Source organism: Cyanobium sp. Cruz-8D1 (genome assembly GCF_024345975.1).
Lineage (GTDB): Bacteria > Cyanobacteriota > Cyanobacteriia > PCC-6307 > Cyanobiaceae > Cyanobium.
Genome location: NZ_JAGQCD010000030.1, coordinates 20,525 through 34,896, shown reverse-complemented (window position 1 = coordinate 34,896; position 14,372 = coordinate 20,525). Strand labels below are relative to the sequence as shown.

Here is a 14,372-nt window from a genome sequence, read left to right as displayed (position 1 = left end):
CAGCGAGGCCTCGCTCCTTGAGGTGGGCGATGAATTCCGCCCAGAAGGGCTCGCTCTCACTGTCGCCCACCTTGAGGCCCAGCAACTCCCGGCGCCCGTCCTCGTTCACGCCCATGGCGACGACGACGGCCCGTGAGCATACCTGCTGAGCCTTGCCCAGCCGCCCCTTGAGGTAGGTGGCATCGAGGTAGACGTAGGCGTAGCCGCTGCTCTCCAGGGGACGGTGGAGAAAGGCCTGCACCTGCTGGTCGATCTCCTGACAGATACGGCTCACCTGGGACTTGGAGATGCCGCTCTGGGAGCCCAGCGCCGCCACCAGGGAATCCACCTTGCGGGTGGAGACCCCACCGATGTAGGCCTCCATGATCACCGCGTACAGGGCCTGATCGACGCGGCGGCGGGGCTCGAGGATCGAGGGCAGGAAGCTGCCGGCCCGCAGCTTGGGGATCTGCAGCGCGAGATCACCCACCTGGGTGGTGAGGGTGCGGGAGCGGTAGCCGTTGCGATACCCCAGGCGCTCGTCGGTGCGCTCATGGCGGTCAGCACCAAGGAAGGCGGCAACCTCCAGCTCGATCAGCTGCTGCAGGCCATGGCGTGCCAGCTCCGGGATCAGCTCACCGGCGCTGCTGCCATCGAGTAGCGAGGCCAGCTCAGGTGCGGCACAGTGGGTCTTGGGCATGGTTCGTCTGGTTGAGGTGGTACTCGAACCAGGGAAACGGACCTGCCCACCCCTTGCAACGCCAGCCGTGGAGCCGATCGCCTGAGGTGCGCGGCCCACCCCGGCTACGCCGGGGTGGGGGTGCCGGGGGAATTACACCACTGCAGGGGACGCGGGCCCCTCCACTGGTGGCCGCCGCCCTGGCCTCCCTGCAGCTGCTCGATCCCGCCAGGCCTGGCCTGGGGAGCCAATCAGGATCCAGCCGCCCCGACATAGATGTCTAAACTAACGGCTAAACGTCCGGTAGCTGATGGCTTCCCAGCTCCCTCGCCAGGATCTGCGCCGCTGGGGGAATTCCCTCGGGGTGCGCCTGCCCGCCGCCATCGCCCGTGAGGCCCGGCTTCACGACAACCAGACCGTGGAACTCAAGGTGGTGGCTGATGGCGTGCTGATCCGGCCCGTCCAGCCCCGGCTCTCCCTGGCGGAGCGACTGGCGATCTACTCGCCCATGGCAGGCGAGGCCACCGAAGCGATGGCCTGGGATCCGATCGGCACAGAGGTCATCGAATGACCCCGCCGCGACCCTCAGCCCCCTGGGTACCGGATCGGGGTGAAGTGATCTGGATCGACCACAACCCCCAGGCCGGACGGGAGATGAGGGACCACCATCCCTTTCTGGTGCTCTCCACCGCCCCCTTCCATGCCTCTGTTGGGTTGGTGGTGGGATGTGCCATGACATCGGCGGCCTACAACCACGGCTCCTCCCTGGCGGTGGATCTTGGGCCGATTCCAGAGCGGCCGCAGGCCCACAGCTTTGTGCTCTGCCACCAAATCAAGTCCTTCGATTGGAAGGCCCGGGGTGCCCGGCCCCATCCCATGGGCTCCCTCAGCAACGACAGGCTGGATCAGGTGCGGTCGATCGTGGGGCAGATCCTGGGATTTGTGGTGTAGCGCGCCAGGGGCTCGACACGGTTTCCAGTCTTGACGCCATCGCTGCTGCGCTGGCCGGAGCCGGAGCAGGCGCTGCAACGGGACAGCCGCTGGTTGTGGCACAGGTAGCAATGAGGCGGTTGGCGGCCAAATCTCGGTAGCCCTGGCTATGGAGCCGCACCAGGGTGATTCAGCTGAAGGGGATGGGACGACGCGCGCGTACGGGGCGCCTTAAGGCGCCCCCCGAAAAGACACCTACCGAAAGCCCGAAACGGCTATTGCACGTGCCAATCGCTTCACTGGCCTCAGGGGCATGATTTTTTTTGGGGGGGGGCCTTGTTGCTGCAACTTTGCACGCCCATGCAGTGATTGCGCCGCTTCGAACCCTCGCACAACGCTGCAAGCGTCTTTCGCCCCTGCTTGCAGCGCCGGCCGCCCTCTTGCTGAGCCAAGGGCAGGCCAAAGCGGTTCTGACCTACAACATTTTTGAATCTGGAGGGGATGTTGTTGTTCAGACAAGTGGCAGCCTAAATCTCCCCCTGACATCCATTGGCTCAGCCGATTGCGGCTCTAGTGGTGCCATAAATTCATCTCGAGCTATTATATGCACAGGCCCAGAAGGAAATTTGGCTCTTTACGGCATTACTGGTTCGCCGTCTTTTAATGGATCCGTGTTCAACGGTATCGGCTCCTCTGTAAGTGCAACTAGCACTTATTTGGTGGGTCAGCTAAACCCATTCAGTCTACCCGTAGGATTTGCAATCTCTTCTGGCTATATTTCTGGATCACCCATCGTCAGTGCTTCTACAATTACCGGTCAAACACTATCAAGTCTTGGGTTCACTATTAATTCTGGTCTGCTTGGTTCCTGGATCCTGGATGGGCACCGGTGACACGATTCAGGCATTGCTTGGCGCACCAGCCGCATCTGTTCCCGGCCCCCTCCCCCTGCTGGGCGCCGGTGCCGCCTTCGGTTGGAGTCGCAAGTTGCGCAAGCGCATCGCCGCTCCTTTGATCACACCGCCCCAGGTCTGATTGCAGTCCTGATTTCCTTTCCCGGCCCTGCCTTCGGCGGGGCTTTTTTGTGGCCGCCATGGGCGGCTATTCCTGCTCTGCTTCCTGCTCTGCGCTCTAGCCCCTGAGGTCTGCCATGCCCCCCAGCTCCGATTCGTCCCGCTCCGGCAGCCTTGTGCTCTTCTCCTCCCCGGGCTTGAGCGTGGTGGCCCTGGTGTTGTTCGTGCTTTTCGCCACGCTCGTGGCGGGGGCCGTGTGGCCGGTGCAGCTGCTCAACCCGCTCTGGCAGCTGCGCCTGGCGAGCAGTTTGGTCAACGGTGCTCCTTTTGCCCTGCTGGGGCTGGCGCTGCTGCAGATCGCCGTGGAGCTGGGGCCCCACGATCCGGTGCTGGAACGCCGCCAGCGGTTGTGCAGTCACCTGGCGGTGGCGGTCGCCCTGGGCTTTCTGCTGCTGGTGCCGTTGGTGGGGGTGGCGGGGCTGCAGCAGAGCCGCTCCACCTCCACCGCCCAGAACTCCCGCATCAGCGGCGCCGAACGGCGCTTGGTGGTGTTGCGCCAGGCCGTGGCCAGCGCCACCAACAACGAGGAGATCAACCAACGGCTACAGCGCCTGCAGGGCCCGGTGCTCGGCCCCGCCGATCTGGCCCAGCCGCTGCCGTTGCTCAAGGCCCAGGCGGGTGCCGTGCTCGATCAGGCCGCCCTGCAGATCAGCCGCGAGCGGGAAGCCAGCCAGCCCCGCACACCCCTGCTCCTACTGCCCGAGCTGCTCCGCAACGCCCTCGCCAGCCTGGCGCTGGCCCTCGGCTTTGCCGCCCTGGCCCGGCGGCCGGGTTCAGAGCGTTCCCTGCTCCAGGAGCTGCAGAGCACCTGGCGGCCTTCCAGGTTCGGCGGCGCCGGTCGGCGCGTCAGCAACGCCGATGGCGATTACCTCCGCGAGCTGGGTCGCGCGGATCGCGCGGATCGCGACTTCTGAGCAACTTGATGCGCTGATGCTAAGATGCACTGAGGCTGAGGCTAGCGATGCGAACCACGCTGGACATCGAAGACGATGTGTTAGCCGCCGCCAAGGAGTTGGCTCGCCGGCAAGGAGTCTCCGCAGGGCAAGTGGTTTCGAGACTGTTGCGCTCTGCCCTCACCGGTGAGGCAGCAGCCCAGCGCTCAGGTGCTGCGGTTGTGGCCGGATTCCGTCCCTTTGCGGCCAACAATCAGCGCCTGGTAAGTAACGAACAAATCGACAAGCTGCGCGATCTCGAAGGCATCTGATGCGGGCCTTGCTGGATGTGAATGTGATCATCGCCCTGCTCGACAGTGGGCATGTGATGCATAGCTCCGCCTGCACCTGGCTGGAGCGGAATCTCGACCAGGGCTGGGCCACCTGTCCGCTCACCGAAACCGGTGTGGTGCGGATCATGGCGCAGCCCGCCTATCCCAACACGCAACCCGCCCAGCAGGTGGCGGCCCGTCTGGTCGAGGCCTGCGACCATCCAAGCCATGCCTTCTGGCCCCAGCAGATCAGCCTGCTCCAGAAAGGTCTGATTCGCTGGGAGCGCATACTCGGTCCTCGCCAGATCACCGATGCCTATCTGCTGGCTCTGGCCGTGGCCCATGGCGGCCGGCTGGTGAGCTTTGATCAACGGATTGAGCCCCAGCAGGTGCCCGGAGCCAGCGCGAGCCATCTCTTTGTCATTTCAGCGATCTGAGCCTGGCGAGCGCTCTCGGAACGACATCAACGAAGGCGCACCGCTTCGGCCGCCCCCTCAGCCCCCAACCCCCTCCGCCACCACCGGATTGCGGAGCGTGCCAATCCCCTCGATCGTGACCTCCACCAGATCGCCGGGCTTAAGCCAGCGGGGTGGATCGGCGGCCATGCCCACGCCCTCGGGGGTGCCGGTGAGGATCACGGTGCCCGGCAGCAGGGTGGTGCTGCCGGAAAGAAAGGCGATGATCTCGGCCACCGAAAAGATCATGTCGCTGATGTGGCCGTGTTGCAGCCGCTCGCCGTTGAGGTGGGTGCTGATCGCTAGGGCCTGGGGATCGGGCAAGTCGGCGGCGCTCACCAGCACCGGGCCGAGGGGGGCGAAGGTGTCGAAGCTCTTGCCGCGGCACCACTGGCCGCCGCCCAGTTCGGGGCGCTTCTGCCAGTCGCGGGCGCTCACATCGTTGGCGCAGGTGTAACCGAGCACCGCCCCCAACGCCTCATCCACCCCCACGTTCTTGCAGCGCCGGCCGATCACCACCGCCAGCTCCGCCTCGTAATCCACCTGGTGACTGGCCAGGGCGGTGGGCAGCTCGATCGGCGCCTCCGGATCCTGCACCGCCCTCGGCGACTTCATGAACAGCACCGGCCGCTGCGGGATGGCGGCGCCGGTCTCGGCGGCGTGGCGGCGGTAGTTAAAGCCGATGCAGAGCAGGGCCAGGCCGAGCAAGGGGAAGGAAGCGAACCCGGTAGACACACCTAACCAACAAAGGATTACCGCATGTGCCAATCGCTTTACTGGCACCAAGAAGCAGGCAATTTTCAGGGGGGGGCAGAATTGCATAAAGTTCTAATATGTCCCAATGAAAAGACAAATTGTTGGCTTATTCCAACATTGCAAACACATTGCTCCCTTGCTGGCCGCACCTGCTGCGTTGTTGTTGGTGCAGGGGCAGGCCAAGGCTGTTCTGACCTACAACATTTTTGAATCTGCGGGAGCTGTGATTGTTCAGACGAGTGGCAGCCTGGATCTGACTGGGGCAACGTTATTGGGCAACAGCAGTTGTGACATAGATGGAGCAATCGTATCGTCAGCTGCAGTTATTTGCACCGGATCTGACATCGGCCAAATCCCGGTTTACATTATCTCAGGTCCGACATCTTTTGTCGGAACTGCAAGTTTGCTTCCCGCGTCCACTGTGTCTGGAATAACTACAGGTTTCGCCGGTGCAGGGTCTGTTTTTGCAATTGATCCTGCTTACAACTTTTCTGACTCAATTGTCAGTAGCGCCACCTTCAATGGCACAACCCTGGCAAGCCTTGGCTTCACTACATCAGGCCTGATCGGCACTTGGTCGTTCACCGGCACCAGTGAGACGATTCAGGTGGTCCTTGGTAACCCACCCGCTGCGGCTGTCCCGGGCCCCCTGCCCCTGCTCGGCATCGGCGCCGCCTTCGGCTGGAGCCGTCGCCTGCGCAAGCGCATCGCCGCTCCTTTGATCACTCCGCCCCAGGCTTGATTACAGCCCTGATTTCATGCACGGCCCTGCCATTGGCGGGGCTTTTTTATGGCCGCCGTGGGCGGCAATTCCTACTTTGCGTTCTGCTCTGCGCTCGAGCCCCCTGAGTTTCGCCATGCCCCCCAGCTCCGATTCATCCCGCTCCGGCACTCCCGTGCTCCTCTCCGCCCCGGGGCTGAGCGTGGTGGCGCTGGTGCTCTTTGTGCTCTTCGCCTCGCTGGTGGCCCCAGCCCTGTTCCCCCTGCAGGTGCTCGATCCCGCCTGGCAGTTGCGTCTGGCGGGCGCCTTGATCAATACCGCCGCCTTCCCCCTGCTCGGCCTGGCCCTGCTGCAGATCGCCGCTGAGCTCGGCCCCCACGATCCACAGCTGAAAAACCGCGCTCGCCTCTGCGCCCAGCTGGCCGTGGCCGCCGCCCTCGGCTTCCTGCTGCTCCTTCCCCTGCAGACCATCGCCGGCCTGCGGACCAGCCGCACGGTCAACAACGCCCAGGCCGCCCGCATCCAGGGCGCCGAGGCCAAACTCAAGGCCCTCCGCCAGGCCGTGGCCGGCGCCGCCAGCAACGCCGATCTCAACCAGCAGCTCCAGAAGCTGCAGGGGCCCGTGCTGGGCCCCGCCGACATCGCCCAGCCCCTGCCGTTGCTCAAGGCCCAGGTCAACGCCGTGCTCGATCAGGCCGCCCTGCAGATCAGCCGCGAGCGCGAGGCCAGCCAGCCCCGCACGCCTCTGCTGCTGCTGCCCGAGCTGCTCCGCAATGCCCTAGCCAGCCTTGCCTTGGCCCTCGGCTTTGCCGCCCTGGCCCGGCGGCCTGGCGAACCCCGCACCCTGCTGCAGGAGCTGCAGAGCACCTGGCGGCGGTCCCGCTTCGGTGGCTCTGGACGGCGCTCCTCCGGCTCCGGTTCTGACTATCTGCGCGAGCTGGGTCGTGGGGATCGGGAGGCCTGAGGGGATGGCCGTCCGTGAGGACATCGCTCGATACAGGCGGAATCAGGTCAGCCGTATTACAATCAATCCAATCGTCGTACAACGTCGGGGCTGGGGGCCATGCCACTCACCGTCAGGCTGGACAGCGAAACCGAACGCTGCCTCCAGGAGCTGCTGGCTGCCACAGGCCAGGACAAGAGCACCCTGATCCGCCAGCTCATCCGCGATCGCTGGCAACAGCGCCGGCCCGCCCCCTCGATCACCGAGCAGTTGGGCGGCCACCCCGATCCCTTCCTCGACACCCTGCCACCGGGCAGCGCTGAACGCCAGGAACGGCGCCGGCTGCTCACCGAGCAGCTCCAGGCTCGCCGGCTGGAGCGGCGCTGATGCGGCGGATCCTGATCGATTCGGGAATCCTGCTCAGCTACTACCAGCAGCAGGAGCCCCTGCATCAAGCGGTGGTGGCCTTCTTTGATCAGAACGCCGCCCAACTGATCACCTCCCCGATCTGCATTGCGGAGGTGCTGTGGCTGTTGGGGGATCCCGGAGATCGCCGCGTTCTCGCCGCTCAGAATCACCTGCTTGGAGCGGTGAGCCGCGGCGGGATCCATGCAATCGACCTGCTTCCGGAGGATTACGCCCGCATCGCTGAACTCAACCAGCGCTACGCCGATCTACCCGGTGATTTCGCCGACCTCACCTTGGTGACACTCTCAGAGCGCCTGGATATCGCCGAGATCCTCTCTCTGGACAGTGACTTCGATGTCTATCGGCGCTTTCGGCGTGAGCCTTTTTGCCGGATTCCCCTGCCGTAAGCCAAGAAAAACGACGGCAGCGCTCTCGCACCAGGCCCATCGTTTCGCCCCCCTTCAGCCACTCCCCTTTAACCCGACCACCCCTCCGCCACCACCGGATTGCGCATCAACGTGATCAGCTGGATCGGGGTGCTGGTGGGCTGGCAGCCGCCGCCACCACAATGGTGAGATGAATCGTTCCGCCGACTGGCTGCATCAGGCGCAGGCCGATCTGGAGCTGGCCGGAGTCAGCGCCGCCGCCGGCCACCATGAATGGGCCTGCTTTGCTTGCCATCAGGCGGTGGAGAAAGCCCTCAAGGGTTTGCACCTCCGCCATGGTCAGCAGGCGTGGGGCCACGGCCTCGGGCGCTCATGGCGCGATCTGCCTCCGGCCGTCGCCGCTGAGTTGGCGGCCAGCGTCAGCGATCTGGAGGACCGTTTGCGCATCCTTGATGCCCTTTACATCCCGACGCGCTACCCCGATAGCCTGCCCGATGGGGCCCCGACCGACCATTTTGGGCGGCTCCAGAGCGAGGACGCCTTACGTCATGCCCGTTCGATCGTTGACGCAATCGCTGCTGCGCTGGCCTGAGCCGGAGCAGGTGCTGAGCCAGGTGCGCCTCTGGGCGGCCCAGGTGGCGGCGGAGCATCCGGGCCTGGAGCGGGTGGGCCTGTTCGGCAGCTACGGACGGGGTGACGCCGGGGTCGGCAGCGATCTCGATCTGCTGCTGATCGATACCGGCAGCAGCGGCCCCCAACACCAGCGACTGCTGGCCTGGCCCCTGGCGGAGCTGCCGCTCAGCTGCGATGCCCTGGTGCTCACGCCCAGCGAACACGCCGAGCTGCTGGCCAGCGGCTCAGCCATGGCCGCCGCCCTGCAACGGGACAGCCGTTGGTTGTGGCACAGGTAGCGATCGGACGCGCAGGAGTTATCTTTATCAAAGGATAAGAAAGCTCAACGCATTTTTCGACCAAACCCTCCACATCCACATTCAGATCCCCAGACCTGGAAAAACTTATAGTCGCGTTCTTGGCATCCCCTTCCTGGTGCGCGACGGCCACTTCGGAGATCCCTACACCGAATTGTTGCGTGGCGAATTTCGCCCCAGGCGGCTGCCCATCAGCGTCAGTCTCATCACCACACACTCGTCCCGGCAACACTTGCATCGCCTGTGGAGTTTTTATGCGCTCCATGGTGTTGAATCGCGCAGCCTCTTCGATGATCATCATGATTTTCGGGACTATGCTCAGCTCCCCGCTCTGGCCGACGCCTTGATGGCCATCCTGGAGTGCCCGGACGCTCCCCGCCCTGCAGGTAGCGACCCTCTGATCAGCGAGACTGGCGCCCACGTGAGCAGGGTCCGGGCGTCCTGATGGTTGCAAGTGGAGTTGCCGGCAGGGCCTTCCCCCTGGCCGCGATCACAGGCCACGGCACCCTGAAGCTGGCCCTGCTGCTGGCGGCGGTGGATCCGGGGCTGGGCGGCGTGGTGATCGCCGGCGGACGCGGCACCGGCAAGTCGGTGCTGGCCAGGGGCCTGCATGCCCTGCTGCCGCCGATCGACGTGATCGACCTGGCGGACGGCCCGGGACTGCTGCAGGCCGACCCCACCCGGCCCGATGAATGGGACGGGGCCACCCGGCGCCGCATCACCGAGCTGGGCGGCGATGCCAGCGGCAGCGATCCAGGCGCCCTGCTGCCCACCCGGGTGATGCCGGCGCCCTTCATCCAGGTGCCCCTGGGCGTCACCGAAGACCGGCTGATCGGCTCGGTGGACGTGGCCGCCTCCCTGAACGCGGGGGCGCCGGTGTTCCAGCCCGGCCTGCTGGCCGAAGCCCACCGCGGCGTTCTCTACGTCGACGAACTCAACCTGCTCGACGACGGCATCACCAACCTGCTGCTGGCGGCGGTGGGCTCCGGCGAGAACCGCATCGAACGGGAAGGGCTGAGCCTGTCCCACCCCTGCCGCTGCCTGCTGATCGCCACCTACAACCCGGAGGAGGGGGCGGTGCGCGACCACCTGCTGGATCGCTTCGCCATCGCCCTGTCGGCCAACCAGCTGCTCGACATCGATCAGCGGGTGACGATCACCCGCTCGGCCCTCGACCACGGCGCCTCCAGCACCGCCTTCAGCGCCCGCTGGCAGGAGGAAACCGAAGCCCTGGCCACCCAGCTGCTGCTGGCCCGCCAATGGCTGCCGGATGTGGCCATCGACCGCGAACAGATCCGCTACCTGGTCACCGAAGCCATCCGCGGCGGCGTGGAGGGGCACCGGGCCGAGCTCTACGCGGTACGGGTGGCCCGGGCCCATGCGGCCCTCTGCGGCCGCGACCGGGTGGAGGCGGACGATCTGCAGGTGGCGGTGCGGCTGGTGATCGCCCCGCGGGCCCTGCAGCTGCCGCCCCCGGATCCCGACCAGCCCATGGAGCCCCCCCCGCCGCCACCGCCGCCCCAGGGGGAGCAGCCCCCGGACGACCCGGAGCCGCCCCAGGAGGAGCCGGAGAACGACCAGCCTGACGAACCGGACGAACCGGACGACGATCAGGACGACAGCCCGGAGGACCAGGCCCCGCCCCAGATCCCCGAGGAGTTTCTGCTCGATCCGGAGGCCACCGCCATCGATCCCGACCTGCTGGTGTTCGCCTCGGCGAAGGCCAAGAGCGGCGGCAGCGGCAGCCGGGCCGTGGTGTTCAGCGACAGCCGCGGCCGCTACGTCAAACCGATGCTGCCCCGGGGCCCCGTGCGCCGCATCGCCATCGACGCCACCCTGCGGGCCGCCGCGCCCTACCAGAAGGCACGCCGCGCCCGGGAACCGCACCGCAAGGTGATCGTGGAGGAGGGGGACCTGCGGGCCAAGCAGCTGCAGCGCAAGGCCGGCGCCCTGGTGATCTTCCTGGTGGATGCCAGCGGCTCGATGGCCCTGAACCGCATGCAGAGCGCCAAGGGGGCCGTGATCCGCCTGCTCACCGAGGCCTACGAGAACCGCGACGAGGTGGCCCTGATCAGCTTCCGTGGCGAGCAGGCCGATGTGCTGCTGCCGCCCACCCGCTCGATCACCGCCGCCCGCCGGCGGCTGGAGTCGATGCCCTGTGGCGGCGGATCACCCCTGGCCCATGGCCTGGCCCAGGCGGCCCGGGTGGGGGCCAACGCCCTGGCCACCGGCGACCTCGGCCAGGTGGTGGTGGTGGCCATCACCGATGGGCGGGGCAACGTGCCCCTGAGCCGCTCCCTGGGCCAACCGGCGCTGGAGGGGGAGGAGCCTGTGGATCTCAAGGAGGAGCTGCGGCAGGTGGCCGGCCGCTACCGCAGCCTGGGTCTGCGGCTGCTGGTGATCGACACCGAACGCAAGTTCATCGGTAGCGGCATGGGCAAGGAGCTGGCCGAGGCCGCCGGCGGCCGCTACGTGCAGCTGCCCAAGGCCAGCGACCAGGCGATCGCCGCCATCGCTCTGGAGGCGATCAACGGCTTCTGACGCTGGGAGCCAGCCGGTCCTGGGCGGCCTGGCGGGCGGCTTTGGCCTCCTGCTCGCGGGCGTCCTGGCGGCCCTTGCGGTCGCGGGCCGCGTCCACCTCGGCCGGATAGAGCTCCTCGAAGAACCGGCCCAGGCCGACCGAGACGCTGCGGATGCCGTCGAGGAACTTCGGATCGCCGGTGAGCCTGCTCACGTCGCCGCCGACGGCCGACCAGCGATCGGTGAGCTGCTTGGCGTTGGTGAGGGTGGCCTGGAGGTCGGCCACGGTCTTGGGGTTGTCGAGCGCCGCCGCCAGGTTGCCGACGTGCTTGCTGGCCCTGGCGGCATCGGCACTGGCGAGGTTGAGATTGCTCAGGATGGGATCCACCTTGCCCGCCGAGCGGTTCAGCTGGCTGACCAGCACCTGGGCATCCCGCAGGAACACCTGGCCGCTCTTGGTGAGCAGCTCCGTCTCCCTGGCGGTCTTGGAGAAGGCAGCCGTGGCCGCCACCATCTGGGTCACAAGCTGCTCCTTCTCGGCCTGCTCAAGCAGGCCCTGCACGGTCTCGGTGACGGTGTCGAAGCTGGCCGCGGCGATGCCGCTCACCTGGCCGCCGTTGCACACCATGCGGGTGTTGTTGCAGCCCCGGTCCCGCGGCCCCGGCAGGCTGGACGGCAGGGTGGGTCCGCCAGCCAGCAGCGCCACCTGGGCATCCCCCCCGAGCAGGGAGGCCGAGGCGACACGGGCCACCAGGGGCCGGGCCAGCCGCAGGCGCGGGTCGTTGATCTCCAGATCGGCCAGCACGGCCGTATCGGTGACCGTGACCTTGCTGACGTTGCCCACCAGCACCCCCCGATAGGTGACCGGCGAACGCACGGCCAGGCCGGCGGCATCGGCGAAGCTGGCCCGGATTGTCCAGGTGTTGCGGCTCAGGGAGACGCCACGCAGCCAGAACCACAGACCCAGGCCACTGGCCACGGCCGCCAGCAGGGAAAATCCAACCAGGGCTTCACGAACACTCCGGCGCATGGGCTCAGTTCTCGGCCGGCTGCATCGGTCCTTGCAGACTACCGCTCCGAAACTGCACCACATAGGGATTGGTGCTGACGCGGAAGTCCTCGACCGCACCGATCCAGCGGAAGCGACCGTCGTAGAGGAGGGCCACCCGTTCGGCGCAGCGGTCGATCGTGCTCAGCACGTGGCTCACCACGAGCGTGGAGGCGTTGACGATGCGGGAGGTGCGCACGATCAGGTCTTCGATGCGGGTGCAGGCCACCGGGTCGAGGCCAGCCGTGGGCTCGTCGAAGAGCAGCAGGGGCGTGCGGGCCGACGCCAGGGTGGGGTCGTCGATCAGGGCGCGGGCGAAGCTCACCCGCTTCTGCATGCCGCCGCTGAGCTCGCCGGGCATGCGATCGGCGATGCCCGCCAGCCCAACGGCCTGCAGGGCCTGGTCGACCCGTTCGGCGATCTCCCGCTCACCCAGCCGGCTGAAGCGATAGAGCAGGAAGCCGACGTTCTCGCGGACCGACAGCGAGGCCAGCAGGGCCGGGTTCTGGAACACCAGGCGCACGTCGGGGGGGTGGCGCTGGTCCAGGCGCAGGTAGGTCTGGGGTTCCCCGTGGATGAGCAGCCGCCCGTCGCTGGGCAGCTGCAGCCCCGCCAGCAGCCGCAGCAGGGTCGACTTGCCCGCGCCCGAGGGCCCCACCACCACGAGCCGCTCCCCTGGGGCGAGGCTGAGGTCGACCCGATCGAGGACCAGCGTCTCGCCCCAGCGCATGCTGAGGTTCTCCATCTGGGCCGCCGGTGGCGAAGACGGCGGAACTTTCAACGCCAGTTGACTGAGGGCCAAGGAACCACGGCAAGGGGACCCCGGAGGCCCGGCTCCCATCCTGCCGGTTCCGGAAGGGCTTTTCATCCGTACAGTTCCGTTGGTCTGTGCCGCGTTGCCACGCCCTGCTCTTGACGCTTCGAGGCCCCGCTGCGAACGCCCGGCGGCGCCGAGGCGGTTCCCGCCCCGGACGCCCCCGCTGGGTGGGCCGCGGCGACATGCGTCAGCAGGATCTGATGAGCCGCTCGCGGCGGGCGGCGCGCTGGCTGCAGCCAGGTCTGGTGGTGAAGCGCTGGATGATCACCTCGGGCTTCGGCCTGGTGATCGCCTTGCTGGGGGCGGCGGTGTGGGCCGACCTGCAGCCGATCTACTGGACCCTCGAAACGATCCGCTGGGGCCTGAATCGCCTCACCCAGGTGATGCCCCGGGAAATCACCGGCCCGCTGGTGCTGCTGGTCGGCGCCGCCATGGTCTGGCTGGGCCAGAGCCGCAGCTTCGGCGCCATCCAGCAGGCCCTGGCCCCGGAAAAAGACACCCTGCTGGTGGACGCCCTGCTGGCCCAGCGACGGCTGAACCGGGGCCCCAACATCGTGGCGATCGGTGGTGGCACGGGTCTGGCGACGCTGCTGAGCGGCCTGAAGCGCTATTCCAGCAACCTCACCGCCATCGTGACGGTGGCGGACGACGGGGGCAGCAGCGGCGTGCTGCGGCGGGAGCTGGGCGTGCAGCCCCCCGGCGACATCCGCAACTGCCTGGCGGCCCTGGCGCGGGAGGAGCCCCTGCTCACCCGGCTGTTCCAGTACCGCTTCAAGGCCGGCAGCGGCCTGGAGGGCCACAGCTTCGGCAATTTGTTTTTGAGCGCCCTGACGGCGATCACCGGCAGCCTGGAGTCGGCGATCATCGCCAGCAGCCGCGTGCTGGCGGTGCAGGGCCAGGTGGTGCCGGCCACCAACGCCGACGTGCGCCTCTGGGCCGAGCTGGAGAACGGGCAGCGGATCGAAGGCGAATCCCAGATCGGCCATGCCCCCTGCCCGATCGTGCGCCTCGGCTGCACGCCGGAGCGGCCGCCGGCCCTGCCCCGGGCCCTGGAGGCGATTGCCCACGCCGACCTGATCGTGCTGGGGCCAGGCAGCCTCTACACCTCCCTGCTCCCGAATCTGCTGGTACCGGAACTAGTGAGCGCCATCAGCGCCAGCAAGGCGCCGCGGCTGTACATCTGCAACCTGATGACCCAGCCCGGCGAGACCGACGGCCTGGACGTGGGCGGCCACCTGCGGGCGATCGAAGCCCAGCTGGCCAGCCTTGGCGTGGAGCAGCGCCTGTTCAGCGCCGTGCTGGCCCAGGAGGACCTGGCCGACTCCAGCCTGCTGGACGTGTACCGGCTGCGCGGAGCCGAACCCGTCACCTGCGAGGCCGCACGCCTCAAGGAACAGGGCTATGAAGTGATCCTGGCTCCGCTGCAGGGAGCCAGGCCCAGTGCCACCCTGCGCCACGAGCCGCGCAGCGTGGCCAAGGAGGTGATTCGCTATTACCGGAAACACCGCAAGGATTGAGCAACCC

18 protein-coding genes are annotated in these 14,372 nt (G+C 67.1%); 14 read left to right on the top strand and 4 right to left on the bottom strand.

Annotation, left to right across the window (positions count from 1 at the left end):
- A partial coding sequence (locus KBZ33_RS15810) for an IS256 family transposase (RefSeq protein WP_254954264.1) occupies positions 1–679 on the bottom strand: 679 nt, incomplete at its 3' end.
- A gap of 289 nt (positions 680–968) precedes the next feature.
- On the opposite strand from KBZ33_RS15810, the gene KBZ33_RS15805 reads away from it, so the two are divergent.
- From KBZ33_RS15805 to KBZ33_RS15780, 6 genes are all read left to right on the top strand, one after another.
- Positions 969–1,229 (top strand): AbrB/MazE/SpoVT family DNA-binding domain-containing protein, encoded by a 261-nt coding sequence (locus KBZ33_RS15805; RefSeq protein WP_254954263.1) that lies wholly within the window; start codon positions 969–971, stop codon positions 1,227–1,229.
- Positions 1,226–1,609 (top strand): type II toxin-antitoxin system PemK/MazF family toxin, encoded by a 384-nt coding sequence (locus KBZ33_RS15800; protein ID WP_254954262.1) that lies wholly within the window; start codon positions 1,226–1,228, stop codon positions 1,607–1,609. The genes KBZ33_RS15805 and KBZ33_RS15800 overlap by 4 nt, the downstream gene beginning before the upstream one ends.
- An 858-nt stretch (positions 1,610–2,467) precedes the next feature.
- Positions 2,468–2,623, top strand: a complete 156-nt coding sequence (locus KBZ33_RS15795; RefSeq protein ID WP_255011841.1) for a hypothetical protein — start codon at positions 2,468–2,470, stop codon at positions 2,621–2,623.
- Between the two features lie 115 nt (positions 2,624–2,738).
- Positions 2,739–3,575 (top strand): HpsJ family protein, encoded by an 837-nt coding sequence (locus KBZ33_RS15790; RefSeq protein WP_254954260.1) that lies wholly within the window; start codon positions 2,739–2,741, stop codon positions 3,573–3,575.
- 47 nt (positions 3,576–3,622) lie between these two features.
- Positions 3,623–3,865 (top strand): CopG family transcriptional regulator, encoded by a 243-nt coding sequence (locus KBZ33_RS15785; RefSeq protein ID WP_254954259.1) that lies wholly within the window; start codon positions 3,623–3,625, stop codon positions 3,863–3,865.
- Positions 3,865–4,302 carry a TA system VapC family ribonuclease toxin gene (locus KBZ33_RS15780; RefSeq protein WP_254954258.1) on the top strand — a complete coding sequence of 146 codons (438 nt, stop codon included), beginning with the start codon at positions 3,865–3,867 and terminating at the stop codon, positions 4,300–4,302. The genes KBZ33_RS15785 and KBZ33_RS15780 overlap by 1 nt, the downstream gene beginning before the upstream one ends.
- A 57-nt stretch (positions 4,303–4,359) precedes the next feature.
- Here the strand turns inward: KBZ33_RS15780 and KBZ33_RS15775 are convergent, their stop codons facing one another.
- Complete coding sequence (locus tag KBZ33_RS15775) at positions 4,360–5,055, bottom strand: fumarylacetoacetate hydrolase family protein (RefSeq protein ID WP_255011840.1); 696 nt, start codon at positions 5,053–5,055, stop codon at positions 4,360–4,362.
- Between the two features lie 157 nt (positions 5,056–5,212).
- Between KBZ33_RS15775 and KBZ33_RS15770 the strand changes: the two genes are divergently transcribed.
- From KBZ33_RS15770 to bchD, 7 genes are all read left to right on the top strand, one after another.
- Complete coding sequence (locus tag KBZ33_RS15770; protein WP_254954256.1) at positions 5,213–5,818, top strand: hypothetical protein; 606 nt, start codon at positions 5,213–5,215, stop codon at positions 5,816–5,818.
- Between the two features lie 115 nt (positions 5,819–5,933).
- Positions 5,934–6,761: an HpsJ family protein gene (locus KBZ33_RS15765; RefSeq protein WP_254954255.1), complete on the top strand. Its 828-nt coding sequence runs from the start codon at positions 5,934–5,936 to the stop codon at positions 6,759–6,761.
- A 99-nt stretch (positions 6,762–6,860) separates the two neighbouring features.
- Entirely contained in the window at positions 6,861–7,127 is a 267-nt protein-coding gene (locus KBZ33_RS15760; RefSeq protein ID WP_254954254.1) for a ribbon-helix-helix protein, CopG family, read from the top strand.
- Positions 7,127–7,555, top strand: a complete 429-nt coding sequence (locus tag KBZ33_RS15755) for a type II toxin-antitoxin system VapC family toxin (RefSeq protein WP_254954253.1) — start codon at positions 7,127–7,129, stop codon at positions 7,553–7,555. The genes KBZ33_RS15760 and KBZ33_RS15755 overlap by 1 nt, the downstream gene beginning before the upstream one ends.
- A 169-nt stretch (positions 7,556–7,724) precedes the next feature.
- A complete protein-coding gene (locus KBZ33_RS15750; RefSeq protein ID WP_254954252.1) occupies positions 7,725–8,126 on the top strand; it encodes a HEPN domain-containing protein in 402 nt (133 codons plus the stop codon).
- Positions 8,098–8,445 (top strand): nucleotidyltransferase domain-containing protein, encoded by a 348-nt coding sequence (locus KBZ33_RS15745; protein WP_254954251.1) that lies wholly within the window; start codon positions 8,098–8,100, stop codon positions 8,443–8,445. Before KBZ33_RS15750 ends, KBZ33_RS15745 begins: the two co-directional genes overlap by 29 nt.
- A 462-nt stretch (positions 8,446–8,907) precedes the next feature.
- A complete protein-coding gene (gene bchD, locus KBZ33_RS15740; RefSeq protein WP_254954250.1) occupies positions 8,908–11,004 on the top strand; it encodes a magnesium chelatase ATPase subunit D in 2,097 nt (698 codons plus the stop codon).
- Here the strand turns inward: bchD and KBZ33_RS15735 are convergent.
- Positions 10,991–12,013 carry an MlaD family protein gene (locus tag KBZ33_RS15735; RefSeq protein ID WP_254954249.1) on the bottom strand — a complete coding sequence of 341 codons (1,023 nt, stop codon included), beginning with the start codon at positions 12,011–12,013 and terminating at the stop codon, positions 10,991–10,993. The two genes, bchD and KBZ33_RS15735, sit on opposite strands and share 14 nt — an antisense overlap.
- A gap of 4 nt (positions 12,014–12,017) precedes the next feature.
- Complete coding sequence (locus KBZ33_RS15730; protein ID WP_254954267.1) at positions 12,018–12,776, bottom strand: ABC transporter ATP-binding protein; 759 nt, start codon at positions 12,774–12,776, stop codon at positions 12,018–12,020.
- Positions 12,777–13,030: 254 nt separating this feature from the next.
- Between KBZ33_RS15730 and yvcK the strand changes: the two genes are divergently transcribed.
- Positions 13,031–14,365 carry a gluconeogenesis factor YvcK family protein gene (yvcK, locus tag KBZ33_RS15725; RefSeq protein ID WP_254954266.1) on the top strand — a complete coding sequence of 445 codons (1,335 nt, stop codon included), beginning with the start codon at positions 13,031–13,033 and terminating at the stop codon, positions 14,363–14,365.
- Positions 14,366–14,372: the final 7 nt, after the last annotated feature.

Bases quoted from the DNA above. Each gene is read 5' to 3' on its own strand.
- KBZ33_RS15765 (WP_254954255.1), top strand. From the start codon at position 5,934: ATGCCCCCCAGCTCCGATTCATCCCGCTCCGGCACTCCCGTGCTCCTC.
- KBZ33_RS15760 (WP_254954254.1), top strand. From the start codon at position 6,861: ATGCCACTCACCGTCAGGCTGGACAGCGAAACCGAACGCTGCCTCCAG.
- KBZ33_RS15780 (WP_254954258.1), top strand. From the start codon at position 3,865: ATGCGGGCCTTGCTGGATGTGAATGTGATCATCGCCCTGCTCGACAGT.
- KBZ33_RS15750 (WP_254954252.1), top strand. From the start codon at position 7,725: ATGAATCGTTCCGCCGACTGGCTGCATCAGGCGCAGGCCGATCTGGAG.
- KBZ33_RS15735 (WP_254954249.1), bottom strand. From the start codon at position 12,013: ATGCGCCGGAGTGTTCGTGAAGCCCTGGTTGGATTTTCCCTGCTGGCG.
- KBZ33_RS15800 (WP_254954262.1), top strand. From the start codon at position 1,226: ATGACCCCGCCGCGACCCTCAGCCCCCTGGGTACCGGATCGGGGTGAA.
- yvcK (WP_254954266.1), top strand. From the start codon at position 13,031: ATGCGTCAGCAGGATCTGATGAGCCGCTCGCGGCGGGCGGCGCGCTGG.
- KBZ33_RS15805 (WP_254954263.1), top strand. From the start codon at position 969: ATGGCTTCCCAGCTCCCTCGCCAGGATCTGCGCCGCTGGGGGAATTCC.
- bchD (WP_254954250.1), top strand. From the start codon at position 8,908: ATGGTTGCAAGTGGAGTTGCCGGCAGGGCCTTCCCCCTGGCCGCGATC.
- KBZ33_RS15730 (WP_254954267.1), bottom strand. From the start codon at position 12,776: ATGGAGAACCTCAGCATGCGCTGGGGCGAGACGCTGGTCCTCGATCGG.
- KBZ33_RS15790 (WP_254954260.1), top strand. From the start codon at position 2,739: ATGCCCCCCAGCTCCGATTCGTCCCGCTCCGGCAGCCTTGTGCTCTTC.
- KBZ33_RS15755 (WP_254954253.1), top strand. From the start codon at position 7,127: ATGCGGCGGATCCTGATCGATTCGGGAATCCTGCTCAGCTACTACCAG.
- KBZ33_RS15795 (WP_255011841.1), top strand. From the start codon at position 2,468: ATGGGCACCGGTGACACGATTCAGGCATTGCTTGGCGCACCAGCCGCA.
- KBZ33_RS15785 (WP_254954259.1), top strand. From the start codon at position 3,623: ATGCGAACCACGCTGGACATCGAAGACGATGTGTTAGCCGCCGCCAAG.